17 protein-coding genes are annotated in these 21,703 nt (G+C 45.6%); 8 read left to right on the top strand and 9 right to left on the bottom strand.

What is annotated here, in order from left to right; genetic code table 11:
- Nucleotides 1–4 precede the first annotated feature (4 nt).
- Nucleotides 5–481 carry a chemotaxis protein CheW gene (locus ACZ5V1_RS07505; RefSeq protein WP_160711065.1) on the bottom strand — a complete coding sequence of 159 codons (477 nt, stop codon included), beginning with the start codon at nt 479–481 and terminating at the stop codon, nt 5–7.
- A gap of 201 nt (nt 482–682) precedes the next feature.
- Here ACZ5V1_RS07505 and ACZ5V1_RS07510 point away from each other — a divergent pair, with 201 nt between their 5' ends.
- Entirely contained in the window at nt 683–910 is a 228-nt protein-coding gene (locus tag ACZ5V1_RS07510; protein ID WP_160711063.1) for a hypothetical protein, read from the top strand.
- A gap of 260 nt (nt 911–1,170) precedes the next feature.
- Here ACZ5V1_RS07510 and ACZ5V1_RS07515 read toward each other — a convergent pair whose 3' ends face one another.
- Nucleotides 1,171–2,505, bottom strand: a complete 1,335-nt coding sequence (locus tag ACZ5V1_RS07515) for a UDP-glucose dehydrogenase family protein (RefSeq protein ID WP_464391327.1) — start codon at nt 2,503–2,505, stop codon at nt 1,171–1,173.
- A gap of 390 nt (nt 2,506–2,895) precedes the next feature.
- Here ACZ5V1_RS07515 and ACZ5V1_RS07520 point away from each other — a divergent pair, with 390 nt between their 5' ends.
- Genes ACZ5V1_RS07520 through cimA form a run of 7 tightly spaced genes read left to right on the top strand, consistent with a single transcriptional unit; the run spans nt 2,896 to nt 9,465 of the window.
- Nucleotides 2,896–3,621: a pyridoxine 5'-phosphate synthase gene (locus ACZ5V1_RS07520; RefSeq protein ID WP_464391328.1), complete on the top strand. Its 726-nt coding sequence runs from the start codon at nt 2,896–2,898 to the stop codon at nt 3,619–3,621.
- A 24-nt stretch (nt 3,622–3,645) separates the two neighbouring features.
- A complete protein-coding gene (locus ACZ5V1_RS07525; RefSeq protein ID WP_464391329.1) occupies nt 3,646–4,020 on the top strand; it encodes a holo-[acyl-carrier-protein] synthase in 375 nt (124 codons plus the stop codon).
- 25 nt (nt 4,021–4,045) lie between these two features.
- Nucleotides 4,046–5,596 carry an NAD(P)H-hydrate dehydratase gene (locus ACZ5V1_RS07530; RefSeq protein ID WP_464391330.1) on the top strand — a complete coding sequence of 517 codons (1,551 nt, stop codon included), beginning with the start codon at nt 4,046–4,048 and terminating at the stop codon, nt 5,594–5,596.
- Complete coding sequence (locus ACZ5V1_RS07535) at nt 5,590–6,057, top strand: CBS domain-containing protein (RefSeq protein WP_464391331.1); 468 nt, start codon at nt 5,590–5,592, stop codon at nt 6,055–6,057. Before ACZ5V1_RS07530 ends, ACZ5V1_RS07535 begins: the two co-directional genes overlap by 7 nt.
- A gap of 7 nt (nt 6,058–6,064) precedes the next feature.
- Nucleotides 6,065–6,556, top strand: coding sequence for a tRNA (adenosine(37)-N6)-threonylcarbamoyltransferase complex ATPase subunit type 1 TsaE (tsaE, locus tag ACZ5V1_RS07540; RefSeq protein ID WP_464391332.1), 492 nt, complete (start codon nt 6,065–6,067; stop codon nt 6,554–6,556).
- 58 nt (nt 6,557–6,614) lie between these two features.
- On the top strand, nt 6,615–7,829 hold the full coding sequence (locus ACZ5V1_RS07545) for an aspartate kinase (protein WP_464391333.1): 1,215 nt from the start codon (nt 6,615–6,617) through the stop codon (nt 7,827–7,829).
- A 16-nt stretch (nt 7,830–7,845) separates the two neighbouring features.
- Entirely contained in the window at nt 7,846–9,465 is a 1,620-nt protein-coding gene (gene cimA / locus ACZ5V1_RS07550) for a citramalate synthase (protein ID WP_464391334.1), read from the top strand.
- A 135-nt stretch (nt 9,466–9,600) separates the two neighbouring features.
- Here cimA and ACZ5V1_RS07555 read toward each other — a convergent pair whose 3' ends face one another.
- From ACZ5V1_RS07555 to icmH, 7 genes are read right to left on the bottom strand one after another with little or no spacing between them, the layout of a single operon-like run.
- Nucleotides 9,601–10,836 carry a type VI secretion system ImpA family N-terminal domain-containing protein gene (locus ACZ5V1_RS07555; RefSeq protein ID WP_464391335.1) on the bottom strand — a complete coding sequence of 412 codons (1,236 nt, stop codon included), beginning with the start codon at nt 10,834–10,836 and terminating at the stop codon, nt 9,601–9,603.
- 48 nt (nt 10,837–10,884) lie between these two features.
- Entirely contained in the window at nt 10,885–14,430 is a 3,546-nt protein-coding gene (gene tssM, locus ACZ5V1_RS07560; protein WP_464391336.1) for a type VI secretion system membrane subunit TssM, read from the bottom strand.
- A gap of 16 nt (nt 14,431–14,446) precedes the next feature.
- Nucleotides 14,447–15,853, bottom strand: a complete 1,407-nt coding sequence (tssA, locus tag ACZ5V1_RS07565; protein WP_464391337.1) for a type VI secretion system protein TssA — start codon at nt 15,851–15,853, stop codon at nt 14,447–14,449.
- Nucleotides 15,854–15,862: 9 nt separating this feature from the next.
- The gene (gene vasI / locus ACZ5V1_RS07570) at nt 15,863–16,582 is read right to left on the bottom strand and encodes a type VI secretion system-associated protein VasI (RefSeq protein ID WP_464391338.1); all 720 of its coding nucleotides are present in this window, start codon (nt 16,580–16,582) and stop codon (nt 15,863–15,865) included.
- Nucleotides 16,583–16,584: 2 nt separating this feature from the next.
- The gene (locus ACZ5V1_RS07575) at nt 16,585–18,126 is read right to left on the bottom strand and encodes a sigma-54 interaction domain-containing protein (RefSeq protein WP_464391339.1); all 1,542 of its coding nucleotides are present in this window, start codon (nt 18,124–18,126) and stop codon (nt 16,585–16,587) included.
- Between the two features lie 5 nt (nt 18,127–18,131).
- Nucleotides 18,132–20,900 (bottom strand): type VI secretion system ATPase TssH, encoded by a 2,769-nt coding sequence (gene tssH / locus ACZ5V1_RS07580; protein WP_464391340.1) that lies wholly within the window; start codon nt 20,898–20,900, stop codon nt 18,132–18,134.
- A gap of 10 nt (nt 20,901–20,910) precedes the next feature.
- On the bottom strand, nt 20,911–21,702 hold the full coding sequence (gene icmH / locus ACZ5V1_RS07585) for a type IVB secretion system protein IcmH/DotU (RefSeq protein WP_464391341.1): 792 nt from the start codon (nt 21,700–21,702) through the stop codon (nt 20,911–20,913).
- Nucleotide 21,703 lies beyond the last annotated feature (1 nt).

Raw genomic sequence — 21,703 nt, forward strand, 5'->3', positions numbered from 1 at the left:
AAAACTAAATCTGTCCAAGCACGTCAAGATCATCGTTAGAAAGCAGACGGTCAAGATCAAGCAAAATAAGCAAACGATCCTGAAGCTTACCAACACCACTGATGTACTCAGATTCCATACCTGCAACAACAGCCGGAGGCGGTTCTACCGTGCCTGCTGGAATTCGCAGAACTTCTGACACGGAATCAACTACAAACCCGACAATCATGTTGTTGATTTCGATTACAATGATTCGGGTGTGTTTGTCATGCTCTTTGGAGCTAAGCCCGAAACGCCTTCTTAGGTCAATGATTGGAATCACTTTTCCTCGAAGGTTAATTACCCCCTCAACAAAAACTGGAGCTTTGGGCACTTTAGTGATTTCCATAGTACGGATAATTTCCTGTACTTTAAGGATATCAACACCAAATTCCTCTTCACCTATACTAAAGGTGACAAGTTGCATCAGCTCGTCATCCTGCTTCTTCTGAGGCTCATTCATACAGAACAACTCCTTACTTTCCCGAGCAGCGATTACGGGAAAAATTTAGTAAATCGACACATACCTTTTCTCACAATTCAAAGCAACTACAGCAAGATACCACCGTCCATAAAAGCGGTTGTAAAAAAACAGAGTGTTAGATAATATAACCTCGCTCAAAAGCAATTGAGTGTAACGCTATCCGCGAGGAGTACCAAATTGATGGCGAACATCTTACCATTCCCTGAAGAAACGCCGCTTGCCATGCAGATTAAATCGCTTGGCGACGAGGAACTTCTTGATTTCTGGGAAGAAACACAATTTCTTGAACGCTTTCTGAAAGAAGGCACCCCTGTTCATAATCAAGATTCGTTGCAATACGAAAAATTGATTCTACAGGAACTTCAATTGAGATCTTGCAGGCGCTGTGCCGCTACTGCTCAACTATAAGATTTTTCCTAAAGAAAAACCCTGCCGATGATTCCTCATCGGCAGGGTTTTTCTTTTCTTAAGGCTTTATCGTCACCACACTATAGGTGGTGGGCACTTCTTAGTGCTAAAACAAATGTATGCAATGTAATCTTTGGCCGTTAGCAACGGCTTTACGAATAAAGATTGCACAGTTACGCGAGAAAAAATCAAAACTAAACGCTCGATTTTATCTGTGAGCATCTGATCTTTTCAAAAAAGCAACAAAGTGCGAATTTGTTTTAATCTGCTTTACGACCTACGCAGAAGTACGCAAACCCTTTCTCTGCCATTGTTGCGGCATTGTACAGGTTACGTCCATCAAACAAAATAGGTGCTGTAAGCTGTTCCTTCACACGATCAAAATCAGGTGTACGGAACTGGTGCCACTCAGTAACAACCATCAGAGCCTGTGCACCATCAAGTGCTGTATACTGCTCATCTACGATTTCTACTAAGTCATTATCTGCAAAGCGCTCTTTTACTTTGTCGCCCGCTACAGGGTCAAAAGCACGAATGCGCATGCCTTTTGCGGTAAGCTCTTCAATAATAGCTAAGGAAGCAGCTTCACGGGTGTCGTCTGTGTTTGCTTTAAACGCGATGCCCCACAGAGCCAACGTTTTTCCTTCAACGCCACCCTGTGGCTCAAAGTATTCAATGAGACGCTCTGCCATACGTTTTTTCTGACGCTTGTTCACATTATCTACAGCTTCGAGCAACTCTGGAGTGTACTCGTACTGGTGTGCAGTGTGGATCAGCGCTTTAACGTCTTTAGGGAAACAAGAACCACCATAGCCTACACCCGGATAAATAAATTCATACCCGATGCGATGATCAGAACCAATGCCGGTACGAACGTCACGAACATCCGCGCCAACACGTTCACAAATATTTGCTACTTCATTGATGAAAGAAATTTTTGTCGCGAGCATGCAGTTTGCTGCATACTTGGTCATTTCAGCACTGCGAACACCCATAACAATCAGTTTTTCACGACTGCGGGCAAATGGAGCATACAGTTCGCCAAGAACAGCAGCAGCATTTTCATCGTCTGTACCAACAATAACACGATCCGGTTTCATAAAGTCACTAACCGCGTCGCCCTCTTTCAAGAACTCAGGATTAGAAACAACTGCAAAACCAATGGATTCTCCACGCTTATCAAGTTCTTCCTGTACAAGGGAAGTAACGAAATCGGCAGTACCCACAGGCACTGTAGATTTATCAACAATAACTTTTGGGGAAGTCATTACCGCGCCAATCTGGCGTGCAACCTGCTCAACATAGCAAAGGTCACATGAACCGTCGTCGCTGGACGGGGTGCCAACGGTAATAAATACAACATCACACTTCTCAATACCTTCTTCAAGGCTTGTTGTAAAAGTGAGTCGCTCTTCAGCATAGTTACGCTGTACTAGCTCTTCCAAACCTGGTTCCCAAATATGAACCTGGCCATTGGAAAGCATCTTAACAACTTCAGGGTTTACATCAACACATGTGATGGCATTACCCATTTCTGCAAAGCATGCTGCGCTTACAAGACCAACGTAACCAGTGCCAACAATACAAACGTTCATAAACGAACTCCAGTTCATCCCTGCTGAGATGTCAGATTTCATACAAATTCAGATTTTCATGTAAATATGGACACTCTCTTTACTGAGTTGTATCTCAACAGTCAATTATGTGCAGGAAAGAATTGTGCAATACATAAAAGCTTCCGACACAGTACCTACGCCCATCGAATAACTATTTACTTTTGTAAATGGATTCGAGGTCGATTACGTACTTGCCGTCAAACCAATGCTCGTACAAATTTTTCACGTAGATTCATTGCACTTTATGCATGAAGTTTATTGTAAAAGAGTGTATAAAATCTGTAGAGTCCGCAAAACTATGTTTTCTTTGCTCGAGACTTTATATAAAGTGATTAGATACATATGGGTTTACTTATATGAGGAGAAGATATGCCCGTTTTAGTAGTTAATGTTGATCATGTTGCAACTCTTAGGCAACAGCGTGGCGGTGTTGAGCCAGAACCAGTAACTGCTGCACATTTTGCAGAGCTTGCTGGCGCACGTGGCATCATTATGCACCTTCGTGAAGACCGTCGTCATGTTCAGGATCGCGATGTCGAATTGGTATCCCGCTGTCTGAACACCCGCTTCCATTTTGAAATGGCGGCCACTGAAGAAATGCATGAAATTGCACTTCGCATTAATCCTTACATGATTTGTCTTGTACCGGAAAAACGCGAAGAACTCACCACTGAAGGCGGCCTCGTAGTCGCAGGACGTGAAGAATTTTTCCGCGAATACTTAGCACCATTCCATGCAGCAGGCGTTAAATCCAGCCTGTTCATCGAAGCAAGTGAAAAGCAGATTGATGCTTCTCACGCTTGTGGTGCTGAATACATCGAACTTCATACCGGTCATTTTGCAGATGCAAAAACTCCGGAAAAAATGCAGCTCGAACGCGACAAGATCATTAAAGGCGTAGCGTATGCTAAACGCCTCGGCCTTAAGGTTAACCTCGGCCATGGTCTTAACTACACCAACGTGTACGAATTTGCGAATGTTCCGGGTATCACTGAATACTCTATCGGTCATTCCATTGTTTCCCGTGCAGTTCTTGTAGGCATGGATCGCGCTGTGCGTGAAATGAATGATATCGTCAGCAATTTTGCTGAATAACAATTCTATTCTGTGGGGCTTTTGGTGATTGTCGGACTTGGCATTGATACAACAGAACTGGACCGCATCCAGAAATCGTTTGAACGACATGGCGACCGGTTCACTTCGAGAATCCTTCACCCGAATGAACAAGCTGCACTGCCCAAGCACCCTGTAGCCTTTCTTGCGGCTCGTTTTGCTGCAAAAGAAGCAGCAGTTAAAGCGCTTGGAACAGGTTTTACGCAAGGCATTCAGTTTCAGGATATCGAAATACAATCGGAACCTTCCGGCAAACCAACACTAGTTCTACATAACAAAGCAGCAGAAGTTGCAGACGCTTTATCTGCAACGCGGTACCATGTCAGCTTAACGCACGGCAGGGATACAGCATCTGCTGTTGTCATTCTCGAGTCCTTATAGTCACCATCCGTTTAACGGAGGCTCAATGGCATACATTCCCTTGCCGACACCGGCGGAAATGAACAGCTGGGATACTCAAGCAATTTCTGCTTTCGGTATCCGTGAAGAAATTCTTATGGAAAACGCCAGCCGGGAAGCACTTCATGTGCTTCTTGAGCTGACGGGTTCCGTAACAGGCAAACGTGTTCTTGCATTTATGGGAAGCGGAAACAACGGCGGCGATGCTGCTGCTGTTGCCAGACACCTACATAACCTTGGTGCCGACGTTCTACTCCTTCATACAAAACCTGTGCGAGAGTATCACAAAACAACTGGCTATCATTTCAAACTTGCCAGAACCATTGGTACACCTCACACGTTACTTACGCCCAAGAATGCTTCACGCCTTTTGCGTGCCGAACAACCGGACATTATTATAGACGGATTACTCGGCACGGGGCTTCGTGGTACATTATCTTCTGATAAAACCTCCCTCATCGAACACATAAATTCGCTGGGTAAAAAGGCCTTCGTGCTTGCTTTAGATATCCCATCCGGTTTAAACGGAACGTTAGGTACCGTTGATCCTGTAGCAGTACGAGCAAACTCCACGGTCACATTTGAAGCAGCTAAATGCGGACTTGTCATGCCGGAAACCGACCAATGGGTTGGCAACTTACATGTACGCTCCATTGGAATCCCTGCACAGGTACAAACCACGCACCCAGCTTCTCACGTAGGAATGACCGACAACGTGCTTGCTTTTCGCAGACCTCTGTCTGAAGCAATGCATAAAGGCTCCGCAGGCAAGGTGCTTATTATAGGTGGTTCAAAAGGACTTACCGGCGCACCTCATTTATCTGCACTAGGAGCCATGCGCTCCGGCGCTGGATACGCAACGATTGCTTCGCCCGCACTGTTGACTCAGGAAATTAAAGCAGAACAGCCTGAAATATTAACTCTTGATATTGGGACATCTGATGAATGGCCTATTCATGTCCCAGAGTTACTTATTCGGGCAATACAACATTCAGACAGTCTTATCATCGGCCCCGGTATGGGACGCTCAGACGAAGCAGCTAATTTTTTACGAGAACTGATTGCATTACGTCGACCACCAACTGTGTTTGATGCAGATGCTCTCTATCATCTTGCTGAAGATAAAATTCTTTTATACTCACTGTCTGACAGTGACATTCTCACCCCTCACCCGGGTGAAATGGCAAGACTAACATGGAAAACGATTAGTGAAATTCAAGCAGACAGGCTCACATCTGCAAGACTTCTCGACGACACATTCAAAGGCGCTGTTATTCTGAAAGGAGCAGCCAGCTGTGTCGCGCAGCAAGGAAATCCGACTGTTATTTCTCCATTCAGCACACCTGCCCTTGCAGTTGCCGGATCTGGAGATGTTCTTTCCGGAATTTTAGGAACTCACCTCGCACAGGGAGTTCCAGCACGAGAAGCCGCCTGCCTTGGAGTCTATGAACACGGGCTTGCTGGAGAGTTTCTTGAAGAAGAATTCCCACACAGGGGAAATCTGCCACAAGAAATCGCTCATGCTTTGCCAAAAGCCGTAAGGAAGTACATATGTTAACAGCCTACGATCTGATGACAGAGAATCCACAGACGATTGCCCCGGACGATGATATTGTAACTGCAGCACGTATAATGGTTGAAAAACGGTATAACGGACTTCCTGTTGTAGAAGCTGATGGAACGCTTATTGGAATTATCTGCCAGAGCGATCTTATCAATCAACACAAGCGCCTTAACCTTCCTTCACTGTTTACGGTACTGGACGGCATCATTCCTTTACGTTCCAATTCTGATATGGATGCGGAAATGAGAAAGATATCTGCCAGCAAAGTTGTAGAGGCCATGACGCCGGCTCCGACGTCTGTGACAGAAGAAGCGCCTATTGATGAAATCGCCACACTTATGGTGGATAGTAATTACCATTCACTGCCAGTTGTCAAAAATGGCAAATTGGTAGGAATTGTCGGAAAAGAAGATATTCTACGCACCCTCCTCCCTAAGGAAGAACCCAAAGAGTAACCAAACTGTGCTTCTTTATGTAAAAAACACAGAAGAAACCGAACTTCTGGGAAAATATCTTGCACAGGCTCTCGTTTCGACGAATCCTGTGCAAACTTTATTGTTTAAAGGTACACTGGGCTCGGGCAAGACAACCCTTGTTCGCTCTCTTGTTCAGCATCTCCCCGGTGGGGACGAAGCTGAAGTAAGCAGCCCAAGTTTTAATGTATATAACCTGTACCCAACCATTCCCGAAACCGCTCACTATGATCTTTACAGACTAGCGGGTGGATGTGTTGACGAGTCGTTTTATGAACTGCTGGATGAAGAGCAGACCCTCATGCTTGTTGAATGGGCGGAGCACCTTCCTGAGCGGGAATACCCGAATGAATGGTTGCAATTCAGTTGGATTCCATGCGAAGAAGGACGACAAATTGACATTTTGGTAAAAGGGGCAGGAGCTACCCGTGTAATCGAGGCATTAAAACCACTTGTGACCTCGATGCAAGTAGCACCATAATTATTTAGTAGACTTGTTCTACCCTTCTCATTCTCTTTCTAACGACAAAGGAATCAGTATGCGTATTCTGGTTCAGAAGTTCGGCGGAACTTCCGTTGCCACTTTAGAGTGCATGAAAAAAGTACGTGATAAAGTTCTTGCCGCTCGTGCCAAGGGATTCAAAGTAGTGGTTGTTCTTTCTGCAATGTCAGGAGAAACCAACCGGCTTTTAGGACTAGCAAAAGAATGGTCCACCTCCCCTGACCCGGCGGAAATCGATGTTCTTGTCTCCACTGGAGAACAGGTATCAGTAGCACTATTTTCAATGCTAATGAATGATGCCGGAGCTAACACTCGCTCCCTACTCGGATTTCAGGTTCCTGTAAGCACAGACTGTGCACACGGAAACGCTCGTATTTTAGGGATAAATCAGGAAAAGCTTCAGGCTTTACTTGAAAAGCACGATGTTCTCGCTGTTGCTGGGTTTCAGGGTTGTACCGACGAAACCCGCGTAACAACACTTGGTCGTGGCGGTTCTGATACATCCGCAGTAGCTTTTGCCGCAGCCCTTGGCTGTGAGTGCGAAATTTACACAGATGTAGACGGCGTATACACCACCGACCCTAATATCGTAAGTACAGCTCGTAAAATGGACCGCGTTTCCTATGATGAGATGCTAGAAATGGCCTCCATGGGCGCCAAAGTTTTACAGATTCGTTCTGTAGAATTTGCAAAAAAGTATAAAGTACCAGTGCTTGTTCGTTCAACATTTACAGACGCCCCAGGCACATTAGTCACTCAGGAGGATTCACGCATGGAAGCCGTTTTAGTTTCAGGTATCGCATATGACAAGGATCAGGCGCGCGTTACCTTGCGCGATGTTCCGGACGTGCCGGGTATCGCTTCCAACTTGTTTGGTCCGCTTGCAGAGGGCGGTGTTGTTGTTGATATGATCGTTCAGAACCCAAGCCGTGATAACAAAACAGATATGACCTTTACTGTTCCGCGCGGTGATCTGGACAAAACTCTCGAACTTATGGCTGAGATTCAACAGCAAACAAATGCTGCAGAAGTTCTGCACGATTTACATGTTTGTAAAGTGTCTGCAATCGGCGTTGGAATGCGTAACCATACCGGCGTTGCTGCACAGGCTTTTGATGCTCTGCGTAGAGAGAACATTAACATTCTCATGATTAGCACCTCAGAAATTAAAATTACCTGCCTTATCGAGGAGAAGTACACGGAGCTCGCAGTAAGAACGCTGCACGATGCCTTCGGGCTCGGCAAAGAATAACAAAGTTGAAAGGGCCATGAAAAAAATTCAGATCTACGACACAAGTTTGCGTGATGGAACTCAATCAGAAGACATCAGCCTTACCAATGACGACAAAATTAAGATTGCTCTTAAGCTTGACGAACTTGGTATAGATTTTATTGAAGGCGGCTGGCCAGGGTCTAACCCTGTGGACATGGCGTTCTTTAATGAAATTAAGCGCACATCCTTAAAGCATGCAAAAATTGCTGCTTTCGGGAGCACCCATCACCCAGGCTTTACTGCGGAAAACGACCCGAACCTACGTAACTTACTTAGTTCCGGATCAGATGTGTGTACCATTTTCGGTAAAACGTGGGACATCCACGCAACCGAAGCGCTACGAATTCCGTTAGAACAAAACCTGAAAATTATTCATGACTCTGTTGCGTTCCTCAGTTCTATGGGTCGCGATGTGGTCTTTGATGCCGAACATTTCTTTGACGGCTTCAAAGCGAATCAGGAATACGCTCTTGCTGCTATTACAGAAGCACACAGAGCAGGCGCTCAAACGCTAAGTTTGTGCGATACAAACGGTGGCACATTGCCTCACGAAATATATCGCATTGTACAGACTATTGCTAAAGCGCTCCCTGATGCACAGCTTGGCATCCATGCTCACAATGACTGTGAGCTGGCAGTGGCAAACTCCATTGCTGCGGTGCAGGCAGGCGCTACTCATATTCAGGGAACCATTAACGGCATCGGTGAACGATGTGGTAATGCGAACCTCTGCTCTATCATTCCTACGCTTGAGTTGAAATTCAACGACGAATACTCAACTCTTGGTAAGGACAAGTTGGCACTGTTAACAAGTACATCAGCATTTGTTACAGATGTAGCCAACGTAATGCCATTCGATCGCCAGCCGTTTGTCGGCAGGTCAGCGTTTGCGCATAAAGGTGGTGTTCACGCAAGTGCGGTTAACCGAAACTCAGCACTGTACGAACACATTGATCCAGAAATTGTCGGCAACAGACAGCGAGTACTGCTCACAGAACTTGCCGGACGAGCTAACATTGTCAACATGGCTAAAAAATTCGGATTCCATTTGGATAAAGATGAGCCGGTTGTCAAAGGATTGCTCAATGAATTAAAAAAACGTTCCAGCATGGGCTACGACTATGCCGCAGCAGAAGCTTCTGTAGAGTTGCTTTTACTCAAAAAGCTTGGTCGTCGTGGAGTAAGGGAGTTCTTTAAACTCAACCAATTCCGTGTGCTCGAACTTAAAGAAGCTCAGGATCTAGATCCTATTTCTGAAGCTTCTGTAATAGTTGAAGTTGAAGGTGTTACAGAACATACCGCCGCAACTGGGCGTGGTCCTGTTAACTCCTTGGATAATGCACTGCGTAAAGCGCTTTGCAACTTCTACCCGCGCCTTTCCGAGATGAAGCTGCTCGACTTCAAAGTTCGAGTCATGACAGCAGAAGCTCCTGAAGGCGGTGGTACAGCTTCCTTTGTACGCGTTCTTATTGAATCCGGTGACCATCTTTCGCGCTGGGTGACTGTAGGTGTATCCTACAACATCATAGAGGCTAGCTGGCAGGCTGTAGCTGATTCCATCACCTACAAGCTTTACAAGGATGAACATGAACAGCGTGCTCATATTGAACAGTAAGTAAGCTTTGATTACATAGAAAAGGGCAGCCTCCTTAAGGAGACTGCCCTTTTTATTTGCTTACCAAGTTCTCGTAACAATCACTTCACATTCGCTGCCTATTTGCAGGATACATAAAAGTGTTAAACAAGACGGTTATAATGCATTTGAAAGCTGACGTTCAAGCCGTGCAATTTTGAGAGACAGTGCGTTCATGCTTCGAGATAATTTTTTCAATTCCCCTTCTGCACCGCTATAGTCATTTTGGTTTAACAGCTCCTCAACGTAAAGCGTTCTGCCATACAAAGGAGATAAGCTGACAGCGTATTTCTCTAACTCTTTACTCTGTCTGCGCGCCTTGTTCAGCTTACCAAGCTTAACAGATCGAGCCAAATTCGCAGCACGAGTGCGTGCGGCACGAAAACGTGCCATCTGAGCTTGAAAATCTTCTTCCAAAACCTGCTGCCAGCTCGCAACCTCAAGGCTTTGTACGATAACGTCTACGTCTTCTGGAAAGAGGTATCGAAGACTTTCACTACGCTCCAATGTCTCCAAAACTTCTTCACCGACAGGACGTTCCATTATACCCTGCGTAGCACCGGAATAGAGAGTGGCCAATTCATCACGTTTTTCCGAAATAATATTAGAACCAAACTCCAGAATGAGCTTATCGCCTTCTTCCTTAGTCAATATCCTTGGTGTCTGCTGAGTGACAACGACAGACTCCATAAGTCGAGGCATTGTAAGCCAGAAATGCAAGGAAAGAATGCCTACTCCTACACCAAGCAATAGTGCGGAAAAAAGTGCCAGTTTCTTAACTGCAAACACCTTAATGATTTGCGGAGCAGGAACAACCGGATGTTCCAAACGATCAATATGCTCAAATACATTGAAAGCCACAGCTTCCAAATCCGGCACATTATCCGGCTGAATTTCTTTTAAAAGATCGTACAAAGCCGTGCACGCACGCTCACAACGGTACAGCTCCCGTAGCTGGGTAATACCGGGCTTTACGGCGCGAATTTCTTTGCCTATCTGCCCTATCATCCAGTTAAAAAGATCAATTCTTTTGGCAGCAGGAAACGTTGAATTCAAGCCCTGATGCGTTAATACTGCGGCTTGAATTTCTAAACCGTTTGATAAACCACGCAGCCCGTGAATTTTAACAGCCGCGACCGTGTAATAAACAGCGAGGAGTAAATCAAACCCTTCACGCTTCCCGATTTCTTCACACAAGTTGAATACCATCGACCAGTCAATGCCGCCAGTCAGCGGATTCACCCTGCGGTTAATTTCGCCACGTACCTGCTGGTACGCAGAGGTGTCTCTAAGGCTCTCTTCATCATCAGCCAGTTTGAACTTTTTAAGTTCAGAAAAAAACAACCTGCTCACATCATACTCGCAAATGTAGACGGGGGCATAAAGCCCCCGTGTAATGATTTAGTAAAGTGTCGGTGAAAGACGGAATGATCTGAACAACGCCGATGTGAACGGGTTGCTATCCGCTTCTGAGTACAGACGGTATCGAACGGCTCCACCATCAATGGTGAATCTGTAGTCGACACTGGTAACACTTGTACCCACAATCTCACCCTTATCGAGAAGACGGAAGAACGCCCATGGTCCCTGAATATTAATACTGCGTGGAGACTTGTTAACCTCCGCAGGAATCAGCGTTAATTTACTTGCTGATGCTGCGCGCAGCGTGTTCGGCCAGATAAGTTCAACTGACTTACGAGGACCATGACTGTATTCTACAAACTGCCCATCAACGTTAATGATGCTTCGGCGTTTTGTAGGACTAAGTTCGACCGGTTCAAGCGTAAATTCAACATCAAGTACACCTTTATTGTTAAAGAACGCACGTTGAATCCGCTGAGCAGTTGCAAGCTGATCCAGAACATCAGACCTAATGAGAGATGAACCACCTTCTGTATCCTTAGAGATAATATTCTCATCAAGGAACAGCTTCAGGTTGTTTTCATAGAACTGGCTCAAGGTACCTGAAGGACCAAAGAAGCTTTCAAAGTCAATTAAGGCTACGTCTTTTGGCGCTGTAGGGTTAAACGGATAGCGATCTGCAAACTTCTGTACGTACTCTTTGTATACGTCGTTAGACCAGCGTACTTCCAGATGCTTAATAGCTTCCTGTTTCACCACAAACCAACTTTCGTCAGCCATTTTTGTAATCATAGTATCGAACGGTTGTGGAAGACCACTTGCGATACGCTGCAACACATAAATCGGATCAACACTATTCAAGTTTACGCGAGACTTAGTTGCCTCAAGTGCTGCTTTACCGATATCCGGCGCATCTGCGATTGATTTAAGGTAAGACTGAAGCTGAGTCACAGCCTCGAGTACTTCATCAATGTACGCAGGTTTGCTGTCATCTTTCACAATCAAACCGTTCACACCAGCAAACTGTTTGTCGATCATAGCTGCAACTTTGTATCGTGGAGATGTCATCATCTCTTCACGTGCCCGATCATCATCAGGTAATGGCGGGAACAAGTTTGTGTTTTCCGTCAGCACATTCAGCAGACGAGCAAACGGGTTGGAGTTACCTGTAATATTTTCGAGTACTAACGCCGCACTGTTAATGTCTCGGAAAATCTTAGTATCAATATTGTTCATGGCTGTACGCCATGTGTTTACGTAGTCAGAAACATATTGATCTCTAATTTTTTCTCGCAGCGCGCGTTTGTCTTCTTCACTGAAGTTAATTGTCGCGGTCTGTCCGAGTACCCAGCTATCCACAAGTGCTAACTCGGAAACAGAATCGGACTTAGGAATAAAGTACGTTTCATATCCTTTTCGAGTTAGTAAACGAGGAATTTGCAATGCTGAATTATCACTTCCGCGAGTTGAGAATACAACGTCGTAAATTGGGCCAATTGAGGTCGCAAGGTTAAGCGGTGCACCAAGTACTGCTGAAGCATTTTGCTTAAGATTTCGGTAAACGCGCTGCTCAACAGGCATTTTATTTAATGCACTCTGAACATCTGCAACTAACGTGTCGTATGGTTTTAACACAGCTTCAGCTGCTTTATTACCTGCATCACGCTTCTTTTGCAGATCAGTATGCTTCATCGCATACTGCAAGTGCTCCATCAGCTTATCCTGCGTCTCTTTGTTACCCGGATAGGTCTTCTGCCACTTACGGGCAAAGTAGTTCTCTACAAATCCCTTGTAACGTCCACTTTTATCCGTAAGCATACGGAAGACGCGCAAGGATGCCAGCTTACCTTCGTCTGTATCGGCTACTGCCAAGTCTTCAGCAGATCGTTTCATAAGTGCCGGAAGGTAACGGCTTTCCAAGAGGCTCAAGTAAGTCTGTTCAACTTCTGGTCCGATTGTATGCCCCTGATACAAACCCATATCAGAAATGTAGTGAGGCTTGTCTCGGAAGAAGCCAAACTTCAACGTTGCTTCACGGATTGCGTTCAGAGGGCCAAGAATATTTTGACCACTATCAATTAAGATTTCATGGGAGAACTTCTCGTTGTAATCTTTTACCTTCTCGAGCACAGCATCAGCATGTTCAACGTTTTTCATGTAGTAACGCTGCCAACTGCCAACAAGTAACACAGATACAATGATGCACATTACGGTAGAAAGAAGCATCACCTGACGTTTCTTTTTAGCTACTCTAAAGTTATCCGACGCAATCCCTGCTTCAGGATAGATAATACGTTCAAACAAATTTTGTGTAAAAAAGGTCGTCGAGTTCTTGGCTTGCTGAGCGCTATGAATGGTGTGCTCTAAACCGTATCTTCGTGATGCTGCATCCACATACGCGTTTGTAGGCACCCCTTGTTGATATACTGAGGAGAAGTATACACCTCGAACCAAGGCTGATGTTGAGAACTGATCACTTCCGAGAGTTTCTTCAAGGAATCGTTTCAGCACATCATGGAGTCCTGCCATCTGACGGCAGAAGCTGTAGATTGCAATACTGTCTTCTGATTCGTAGCACTTGAGCAGCGCTCCCGGGAGCATATCGTTAATTCGTGTAATAAATTCCTGATAGTCAGTATCAAATTCTTGTAACCAGCTATCAAGGTCTTCCACTGAATTCATAGTAAAGGTAAAGCCCATTACCTCTTCACGCTGCACTCGAGTATAGTGGCGGAAGAAAGGTTCAAAGCCGTACAATAGATCGAGCTTAGTCAAACAAATATACACTGGAAGACGGATGGATAATGTTTCCATAAGCTCTCGAATTCTTGCACGAAGCAAGCTCGCATACGCCCGTCGTTCAGAGTTAGTTGCAGAAATAAGGTGTGCCACATCCAGTGTCAGCACGACACCGTTAAGAGGACGGCGACTACGTGTCTTTTCAAGCCACTGAAGAAAGTTCATCCAGAGACGACGTTCCATCTCTCCGTTTTGCCCTTCACTGGTCGCGTTCTGTGTAAGCAGTTCGCCATCCGGATCAATCAGAACAGAATCGTCACCAATCCACCAATCAAAGGAATATGGATTTTCAGTCTTTTTGCCGGAGGCGCGCATGACTGATGAAAATACAAAGTTATGTCCAGAGCGGTTGATAAGGCTCGTTTTACCGGCATTTTCAAGCCCCATAACAAGATACCACGGCAGCGCATACATATAGTTACGTTTATTAAGGCTATCTTTAAGCCCCTTCATAACCATATCCAGTTCTTCTTCCTGCCGTTCTTCGTATCGCTGAATTGGATCTTCCTGAAGCTCCAATTCACGTTCCTGCTCATCTTTGTAACCGGCAAGCTTACGCCACTGAACTAGACCCCAGACAGCTGAGCAGGACAGTACAAATATGATTGTTGTTACCGACCGTGCAAAAACAGACTGTAGAGGATTCTCTTCATTATATTGAAGCCACGGACCAGCCCACCATATTGCAATAATGAGCAGTATTACAATCAACACAAGCAATACTGGAATCGCAGACTTTATCCCCGGGACAGCTTTCTTCAAAAATTTAAAAATCTTACCTAACATAACGTACTTCCTAACCTTATACTGCGTCAGCACCTGTTTTTAAACGCTGAATAAGTGATGGTTCCCAGTCAGATACAGAAACCTTGCTAACTTGATCCAGCAATGTTTCGTATTCCTGACGGGCAATGGCAGAGAGTTGATGTGAGTGCATCACATCAGCAGATAACATGCGCCAATAAAATTTATCCCGTGGTTCGCGTGCAGTAGCCAACCCTTCATTCAATTGAGCCAATGCAACAGATACACCGCCTTCCTTAGCCAGTTCCAATGCATTACTACGCATTGCTTCCCAGCCGCCGGAAGATTCTCCACCACTGCTTTTTTCAGAGGTAGCTGTTAACCAGTGAGCCGCGTCTACTCCAGCAAAAGGACTGCCGCCCTTAAAAGAAAGATGCAGGAGTGATGGAAGTCTGGAAACAAAGGCTCGCGCCTCAGACTGAATCGCTTCAGCCCAGTCTTCTTTACCCAGCTTACTAGCAACTCGAAAACTCAAATAGTGACCATCTAACCAAAAGGGGGCAACGGTAAGGCTCTTCTCAACATTACGCCAAAGCGCAAGATCAGCACCACGCTGTAACTGATCTTCGTATTCTGTCACACGATCAACAGAAACCGGCATCAGCTGCGTTTCGCCACTACTGTCTGCATCCGGTGCTGCACCTATGGAGAACCAAATTGCAAACCGACGTAACCGCAAACTTAACGCCTGTCCGCCATCCAAATCAGCAAGAAGATCTGCAACCTTAAAAAAGGTCTGCCTGACAGCTTTATCGCTGCTTCTGTCGATCTCCACTTTTGAAGGGCCGCCAAACGCAGGCTCTACAATGGCAGTCGACTGTCCTTCTGTAACGTTAGATTTGGAGTCTTGCCGGCTAACACCCGACAGCTTTCGCCGCACAGCAGCCTCAACACCTTCTACTCCATCTTCGGGAAGCTCATACTTTTTTACAGCTTGTGTAAGAACAACAATGGCTTTTTCCAGCTCTTCTTTCTGATCGAAATCAAAACTGTTGCCATCCAGACTTTCAGCAGCTTTCACTGTCCGCTGTATAATCTGCCCGTAGAATTTTCTTCGTGGCAACGCACCGCGCGGCCCCGGAGCTGGATGGCATGTATCCCAATACGCATCCATAAAATCTGCCAGCACATACACAGAAAGTGTAAATCTTTCCGGTGTGGTCTGGTGTTGCAAACATTGCAGGAGATACGTGAGGATTTTTACGTCCTTGGTCTTATTCTCCAGTAATGTAAGGGCACCCTTTTCAGCCTCTTCCCATTGCACATCAGCATGAGAAAGAGACCCAATCTTCATCATCTGGTTTTCAACAAAATCTAAAAGGGTATCATCGAGCAGCCGGTCTCCAACAGGGCTTTCACCCTCTATCGCCTTTGTTATTTGTTCACGGTACTTTTTGATATCCATACTGACACCTTACCAACCGCAAATATTACGCATAGGTTCAATTGCTTCACTCAAACCACGGTTATCGAATGCAAGTTCGTCTACCTCTGTAACGTCGGAGCGAATAATTATCGGTTTTGATTCCAGCATAGCTTTCATGGCACGAATGGCAGGAATTCCGCGTCCAGGACGCAATACCAAGCCGGATTCGTCACTTGTCCATTGCTGCGTGAAAGGTTCTTCACCCATCACAGTAATGAACATGCGCCCATCTTTTATCGGCTTGTCGAGGAGAATTTCAGCGCGGCTAATTTTGTCAATACAACCAAGCTGCAAAATCGGCTGCTTGCCTTCCTTTCCTTCTCTTTTCTGGGCGCGAGCTGTGAACCATATACTGGGTTCGGCATCTTCAGTTTCTTTTTTGTTAGAGCGAAACCCTTCTTCTTTCTTTCTCAGCGCTTCACTGGCCTCCGCACGCAACCATTCTTGCGGCTTCTCGTTCATTACAACTTCTTCTTTTTCCAACAGCTCATCGATTGTTGCAGGAAATACGTTGTCAAAACATGCAAGACGGGCAAGACGAGCCTTAATCGGGACACAAAGCAGCGCTGTTGTGACTTTCTCCTGATTCTCCACGGAAGCAATTACCGTATCGTCTACAGGAGCCTTTTTCTGATTAACTGCGAGCGCCAGCATGAGCACAAACGCCCCGCCTACAAGCCCCCAAGTCCAAATTGATTTCGTTTTCATAGTTACTGAATCTCCAACTTTCGGCATTTGTGCGCCAGCGTCCGCTTTGGTAAATTCAAGCTTACCGCTGTCTTGGTCTTGTTACCGTCGTACAGTTCTAATCGTGACTTAATTATCGCTGCTTCATAGTTGAGCAACGCTTGTCGTAGATTTTTTATTTGCGAAAACGGATGTTCTTTCTCAATCTTAGAAGAAGAATTTTTCCCACCCCGTGTTTTCTTATGAAACGTACGTTTCCCGAAACTCATGATATCTATCTCTTCACCGGAGTTTGTCTGCGCGCATGAAAATTCAATCAAATTGCGCAGCTCTCGTACGTTTCCGGGAAAATCGTACTCACGTAAAAATTTCAACGCAGCATACCGTATGCCAGTAACTTCTGTGCCGCGGCTTTTGTTGTAAGCATCAATGAAATGCAACGTGAGTTCGGAAAGATCTTCTTTTCGTTCAGCCAAAGAAGGAAGGTCTAATGGATATTGATTAAGTCTGTAATACAGATCAGATCGGAACTGATCCTTTTCCACCTGTTCGCGCAGATGAACATGTGTTGCTGCTACCAGACGAAAATCTGAATGAATTTCATCTTTAGCACCAACAGGGCGGAACTTTCGAGTCTCTAGCATCCGCAGCAGCTTAGCTTGCAACATCACGGACATGTCACCAATTTCATCAAGGAACAATGTGCCGCCATCCGCTTCTGCTAACAGCCCTTTTTTAGCTTTGTCAGCACCGGAAAAGGCGCCCCGCTCGTACCCGAACAGTTCACTTTCCAGAAGATTTTCAGGAATGGCTGCGCAGTTGATGGCAACAAAAGGTTTGCTGCTACGAGAAGACATATTATGAACAGCCTGCGCAGCAAGTTCTTTACCTGTTCCCGTCTCTCCTTGAATCAACACTGTGAGTCCGGATTGGGCTGCGGTAATGACCTGCTCTCGCACTTGCTGCATAACTTCGCTGTTCCCGATTAATTGAGTACGGAGCCGTACTGACATTTCACGGGCACGCTCTTCCTCACGGATACGAGCTATTGACTCAGTAAGAACTGACTCTTTATCCAACTGTCGCTCAATTCCCGAGGCAACCTGCCATTGCAAGGCAAAAAACTTGCTGAATTCCAACCAAGTGTCCGACTGCATCAAACTGCTCAGTTCTGCCGTTTTTCCCATCAACACAACGATAAGGTGCACTGACGGGGCATCCGGTGAAAGCGGTTGAATAAGGACACTTTCGCCGTGTCCTATGTCTTTAATAAGCGTGCAGAATGCCGCGTCACTCAACCAGTACAAACGATTTTTCTCATCAAGCAATTTGGGCTCGGGATTCTGAAGAACATGGGCAAATGGATTTTCAAAATCATCAACCGCCCATGATAGTTCATTTCCCTCGTATTGCGTAACAAGCCTTCGCCCGTCTGCACTGGGGAGCAACACACAAACAGCATGTAAGCCCAGCTCTTCGCGTAGCTCTGCTGCATATTTTTCAACGAGTTCTTCAGTGTCGCGAATAGCAGCCAGATTCACGGCTCTTGCTAACCACTGATTCATGTTCACTACTCCACTTCACCAACAAACACGCCGTCTTTAACTGTCAGACGTACCGTTTGTACTTCTTCTCTGGCAGCAAGCTTGTTCAGCAGTTCGAGTGATAATGGAGGCAGAACCTGTCCTTCGATGATTGCCTCTAAAATTCGGGCACCATTTTCAGAACGGGTTGCCAGTCGCATAATTTCACTGATCAACGCATCATCAATAAACACTTCTGCTTTGTAACGAGTGGTAAGAACATTTTCGAGACGGGACAATTTGCCGCGAATAATCTGTTCAAGTACCTCTTTGCCAAGCGGCAGGTAGGGCACAGTTTCCATTCGAGCAAGCAATGCAGGTTTAAAGAACCCTGCAAGCTCAGGATATAATTTTTCTTCAAGCAGATTAGGTGATTCTGCATAATCGACAATGGTCTGGAACCCTAAGTTCGACGTGAGGAAGAAGATGATGTTCTGGCAGTCAATGAAGCGACCTTCACCATCTGCAAGCTCACCTTTGTCAAACGCTTGATAGAACAGGTTCAGCACTTCCGGATGCGCTTTTTCAACTTCATCCAGCAAAACTACAGAATACGGCATCTTGCGAATTGCTTCTGTAAGTACACCACCTTCGCCGTATCCGACATAGCCCGGAGGCGAACCGATAAGACGGGAAACAGTGTGTTTCTCCTGATACTCAGACATGTTGATGGTAGTAAGGAATTGCTTGCCACCATAGAGCTGTTCTGCAATCTGCAACACGGTTTCAGTCTTACCTACACCACTTGGGCCAACCAGAAGGAATGCACCTTTAGGACGACCTGGGCGACGTAAATCAGCACGTGCTGTCAACATATGGCGATGAATACGTTCAATCGCTACATCCTGCCCTTTAATCACCTCGCCAAGCATGTCCGGCAAGTTCGTGATACGGGAGAGTTCGTCTGTATTCATCTGATCAACTGGCACGCCTGTCCAGTCTGCAATAACTTCTGCAATCTGCTGAGCATCTACTTCCTGATGCACCATACGATCTTTATGTGAGAGTGTTTCAAGCTCTACATACAACTCATCTAATTCTGCACGCAGCTCCAACATTGTTGGAGAAGGAGTATCTTCATCCGGCAGGAGCATTTCCAACTCTTCCGGTAAAATTGTACTATTCTCACAGATCGTTGTGTCACCCACAGCTTCGTCATTTGGTGCATCAGACACGCTTGTAATGTCGGAGTTACTCACAAGATCGAGATGGGGCTTCCGCATCGTCTGTGAGCTTCGTTCAACACTATCTGTCTCAAGAATTGCCTGACGCACCTCAATGACTTTTTCAATCAAAGCACGCTGTTTTTCCCATGCTGCTGTTAGGGATTGCTGCTCCGCGAGGTCGGCTTGACCTGCTTGAATCAAGCCTTCTAAATGTTCTTCATCAACCGGCTGTCCAAGCAATGCCTGCCTGTTCAACATATCAATTTCCAGCTGACGCTGATAACTGCGAGTTTCAATCTCAGATAAACGACGAGGAGGTGCACTCAAGTTAATGGCGATACGAGCACACGCTGTATCAAGCACGTCAATTGCTTTATCAGGAAGCTGTCTACCGGAAACGTACCGTGCAGACAGTTCAACAGCGGCGCGGAGTGCCTCATCGTTAATCAGCACTTTATGTGCCTTTTCGTATACGCCATGTAGACCACGCATAATGTCAATGCTCTGCGGGACAGATGGCTCATCAAGTTTAATCAGCTGGAAACGACGGGATAACGCCGGATCTTTTTCGAAATATTTTTTGTACTCTTTCCATGTGGTCGCAGCTACGGTACGCAGCTCACCGCGAGCAAGTGACGGTTTAAGCAAGTTAGCAGCATCACCGCCGCCTTCCTGATTGCCTGCGCCAATAAGAGTATGGGCTTCATCAATAAACAAAATGATCGGAGTAACTGAGTCTTTTACTTCATCGATAATATTCTTAAGGCGTTTTTCAAACTCACCCTTAACAGCGGCTCCAGCTTGCAATCTGCCTAAATCAAGGCACAGAAGCTCTACGCCGCGCAAAGATGCCGGTACTTTTTCAGCTACAATTCGTAATGCTAAGCCTTCTACAACCGCACTTTTACCAACACCGGCATCACCAACGATAATCGGGTTGTTTTTGCGACGGCGGCACAAGATGTCGATCATCAGGCTAATTTCATCATCACGGGCAAGCACCGGGTCAAGTTCGTCATTACGAGCAAGTTCTGTAAAGTTAACGCAATACTTACCAAGAGCTGTTGCATCTGCATCCATAATCGGCGCAGATTTCTTACCGTCTGAAACAACATCAGTTTCTGATGAGTCAGCAGTCAGCTGGGCAAAATGTTTGCGTAACGCCTCGCGGTTAATCGAATCGAGAGCAGCGATAAGGCTGTATGGAAGGTAGCGGTCAGGACGCATGAGAGCAGCCAGAAAGATTGCTCCGGAACGAATTTCAGTAACATTCAATTCCGTTGAACAAAGCATCCAAGCATCCTGCAACAGCTCAACAAGTAACGGAGAAAAAGCAGGATACGTATCGTTGCTTACTTCTCTGCTCATGCTGTCAGCAATTTTCTGCCGAATTACTTCATGCTCCAGTTCAAACTGCAAAAGAAGAATACGTAAATCTGAAAGAGGATTATCGAGCAAGGTTGTCATAAAGTGCTCAATAGTAACTTCTGGATTCTGACGACTAATGGCAAGAGAAGCAGCCTGCTCAAGAGCTAATTTTGTCTGAGCATTTAACTTACTAATTAGTGTATTTAACTCAACTCGTATCACGACCAACTCCTTACTTCAAAACCTGAGTTAACTGCTCTATTACGTTCATAGACTTTGCATGAAGCAGAACGGAATAGGCGACGAAGATAGCACCCCACGCCAGCACAAAACCACCGAACAAAACCCAGATAGGCATTTGCTTTTTCAACCGATATTTTATGCTCACAACATGGTTTGTTGCATTGGTGAGATCCTGAGGTTCCTTGTCCTCAAGACGCTGAAGCATAAGAAATAATCTGTTGATGATCTTTTCATATTCTTCGCGACCATGAGGCATAACCCTGTATCGTCCTTCAAACCCAAGATTCAGACATAAATAAATAAATTCGAGTAAATCTTTGTAGCGGGCAGGCTCGTTTTCTAAACGAGACAAGATCGTAAAGACTTTTTCGCCGCCCCATGTCTCATTATGGAATCGGGTAAGCAGTGAGTGTTCTGCCCAAACGCTTTCCGCGCCCCAGCAGGTGCTCATCACAGTCTCATCAAGGAATGAGCAGAAAATGTAGCGGTACGCCAAAATAACTGCATGCTCATACCCTGCTTCCGTCAGCTCCACCTCAATGGCTTTCACTTCTCCGACAGTATGCTTATAAATTTCACCGATATCATCACAACTGGACATCCGGCGAACTCGTAATGCCATTCCGATAAGCGGTGTTGCAGCATCAATCAGCGGGTTGATATTTTCCCCGCGCAACTGAAACCAGTAGTCCTGATCTGCATCAATATTTTTCACTTCATCGAACAGCAAACTATCGTAATGCTTTTGCTGTTCTGGATTTTCTACAGACACTTCACTCATA

This window comes from Halodesulfovibrio oceani subsp. galateae (assembly GCF_055397225.1).

Coding starts and splice junctions, on each gene's coding strand:
- ACZ5V1_RS07505 (WP_160711065.1), bottom strand. CDS start 481: ATGAATGAGCCTCAGAAGAAGCAGGATGACGAGCTGATGCAACTTGTC.
- ACZ5V1_RS07510 (WP_160711063.1), top strand. CDS start 683: ATGGCGAACATCTTACCATTCCCTGAAGAAACGCCGCTTGCCATGCAG.
- ACZ5V1_RS07515 (WP_464391327.1), bottom strand. CDS start 2,505: ATGAACGTTTGTATTGTTGGCACTGGTTACGTTGGTCTTGTAAGCGCA.
- ACZ5V1_RS07520 (WP_464391328.1), top strand. CDS start 2,896: ATGCCCGTTTTAGTAGTTAATGTTGATCATGTTGCAACTCTTAGGCAA.
- ACZ5V1_RS07530 (WP_464391330.1), top strand. CDS start 4,046: ATGGCATACATTCCCTTGCCGACACCGGCGGAAATGAACAGCTGGGAT.
- ACZ5V1_RS07535 (WP_464391331.1), top strand. CDS start 5,590: ATGTTAACAGCCTACGATCTGATGACAGAGAATCCACAGACGATTGCC.
- ACZ5V1_RS07545 (WP_464391333.1), top strand. CDS start 6,615: ATGCGTATTCTGGTTCAGAAGTTCGGCGGAACTTCCGTTGCCACTTTA.
- cimA (WP_464391334.1), top strand. CDS start 7,846: ATGAAAAAAATTCAGATCTACGACACAAGTTTGCGTGATGGAACTCAA.
- tssM (WP_464391336.1), bottom strand. CDS start 14,430: ATGTTAGGTAAGATTTTTAAATTTTTGAAGAAAGCTGTCCCGGGGATA.
- tssA (WP_464391337.1), bottom strand. CDS start 15,853: ATGGATATCAAAAAGTACCGTGAACAAATAACAAAGGCGATAGAGGGT.
- vasI (WP_464391338.1), bottom strand. CDS start 16,582: ATGAAAACGAAATCAATTTGGACTTGGGGGCTTGTAGGCGGGGCGTTT.
- ACZ5V1_RS07575 (WP_464391339.1), bottom strand. CDS start 18,126: ATGAATCAGTGGTTAGCAAGAGCCGTGAATCTGGCTGCTATTCGCGAC.
- icmH (WP_464391341.1), bottom strand. CDS start 21,702: ATGAGTGAAGTGTCTGTAGAAAATCCAGAACAGCAAAAGCATTACGAT.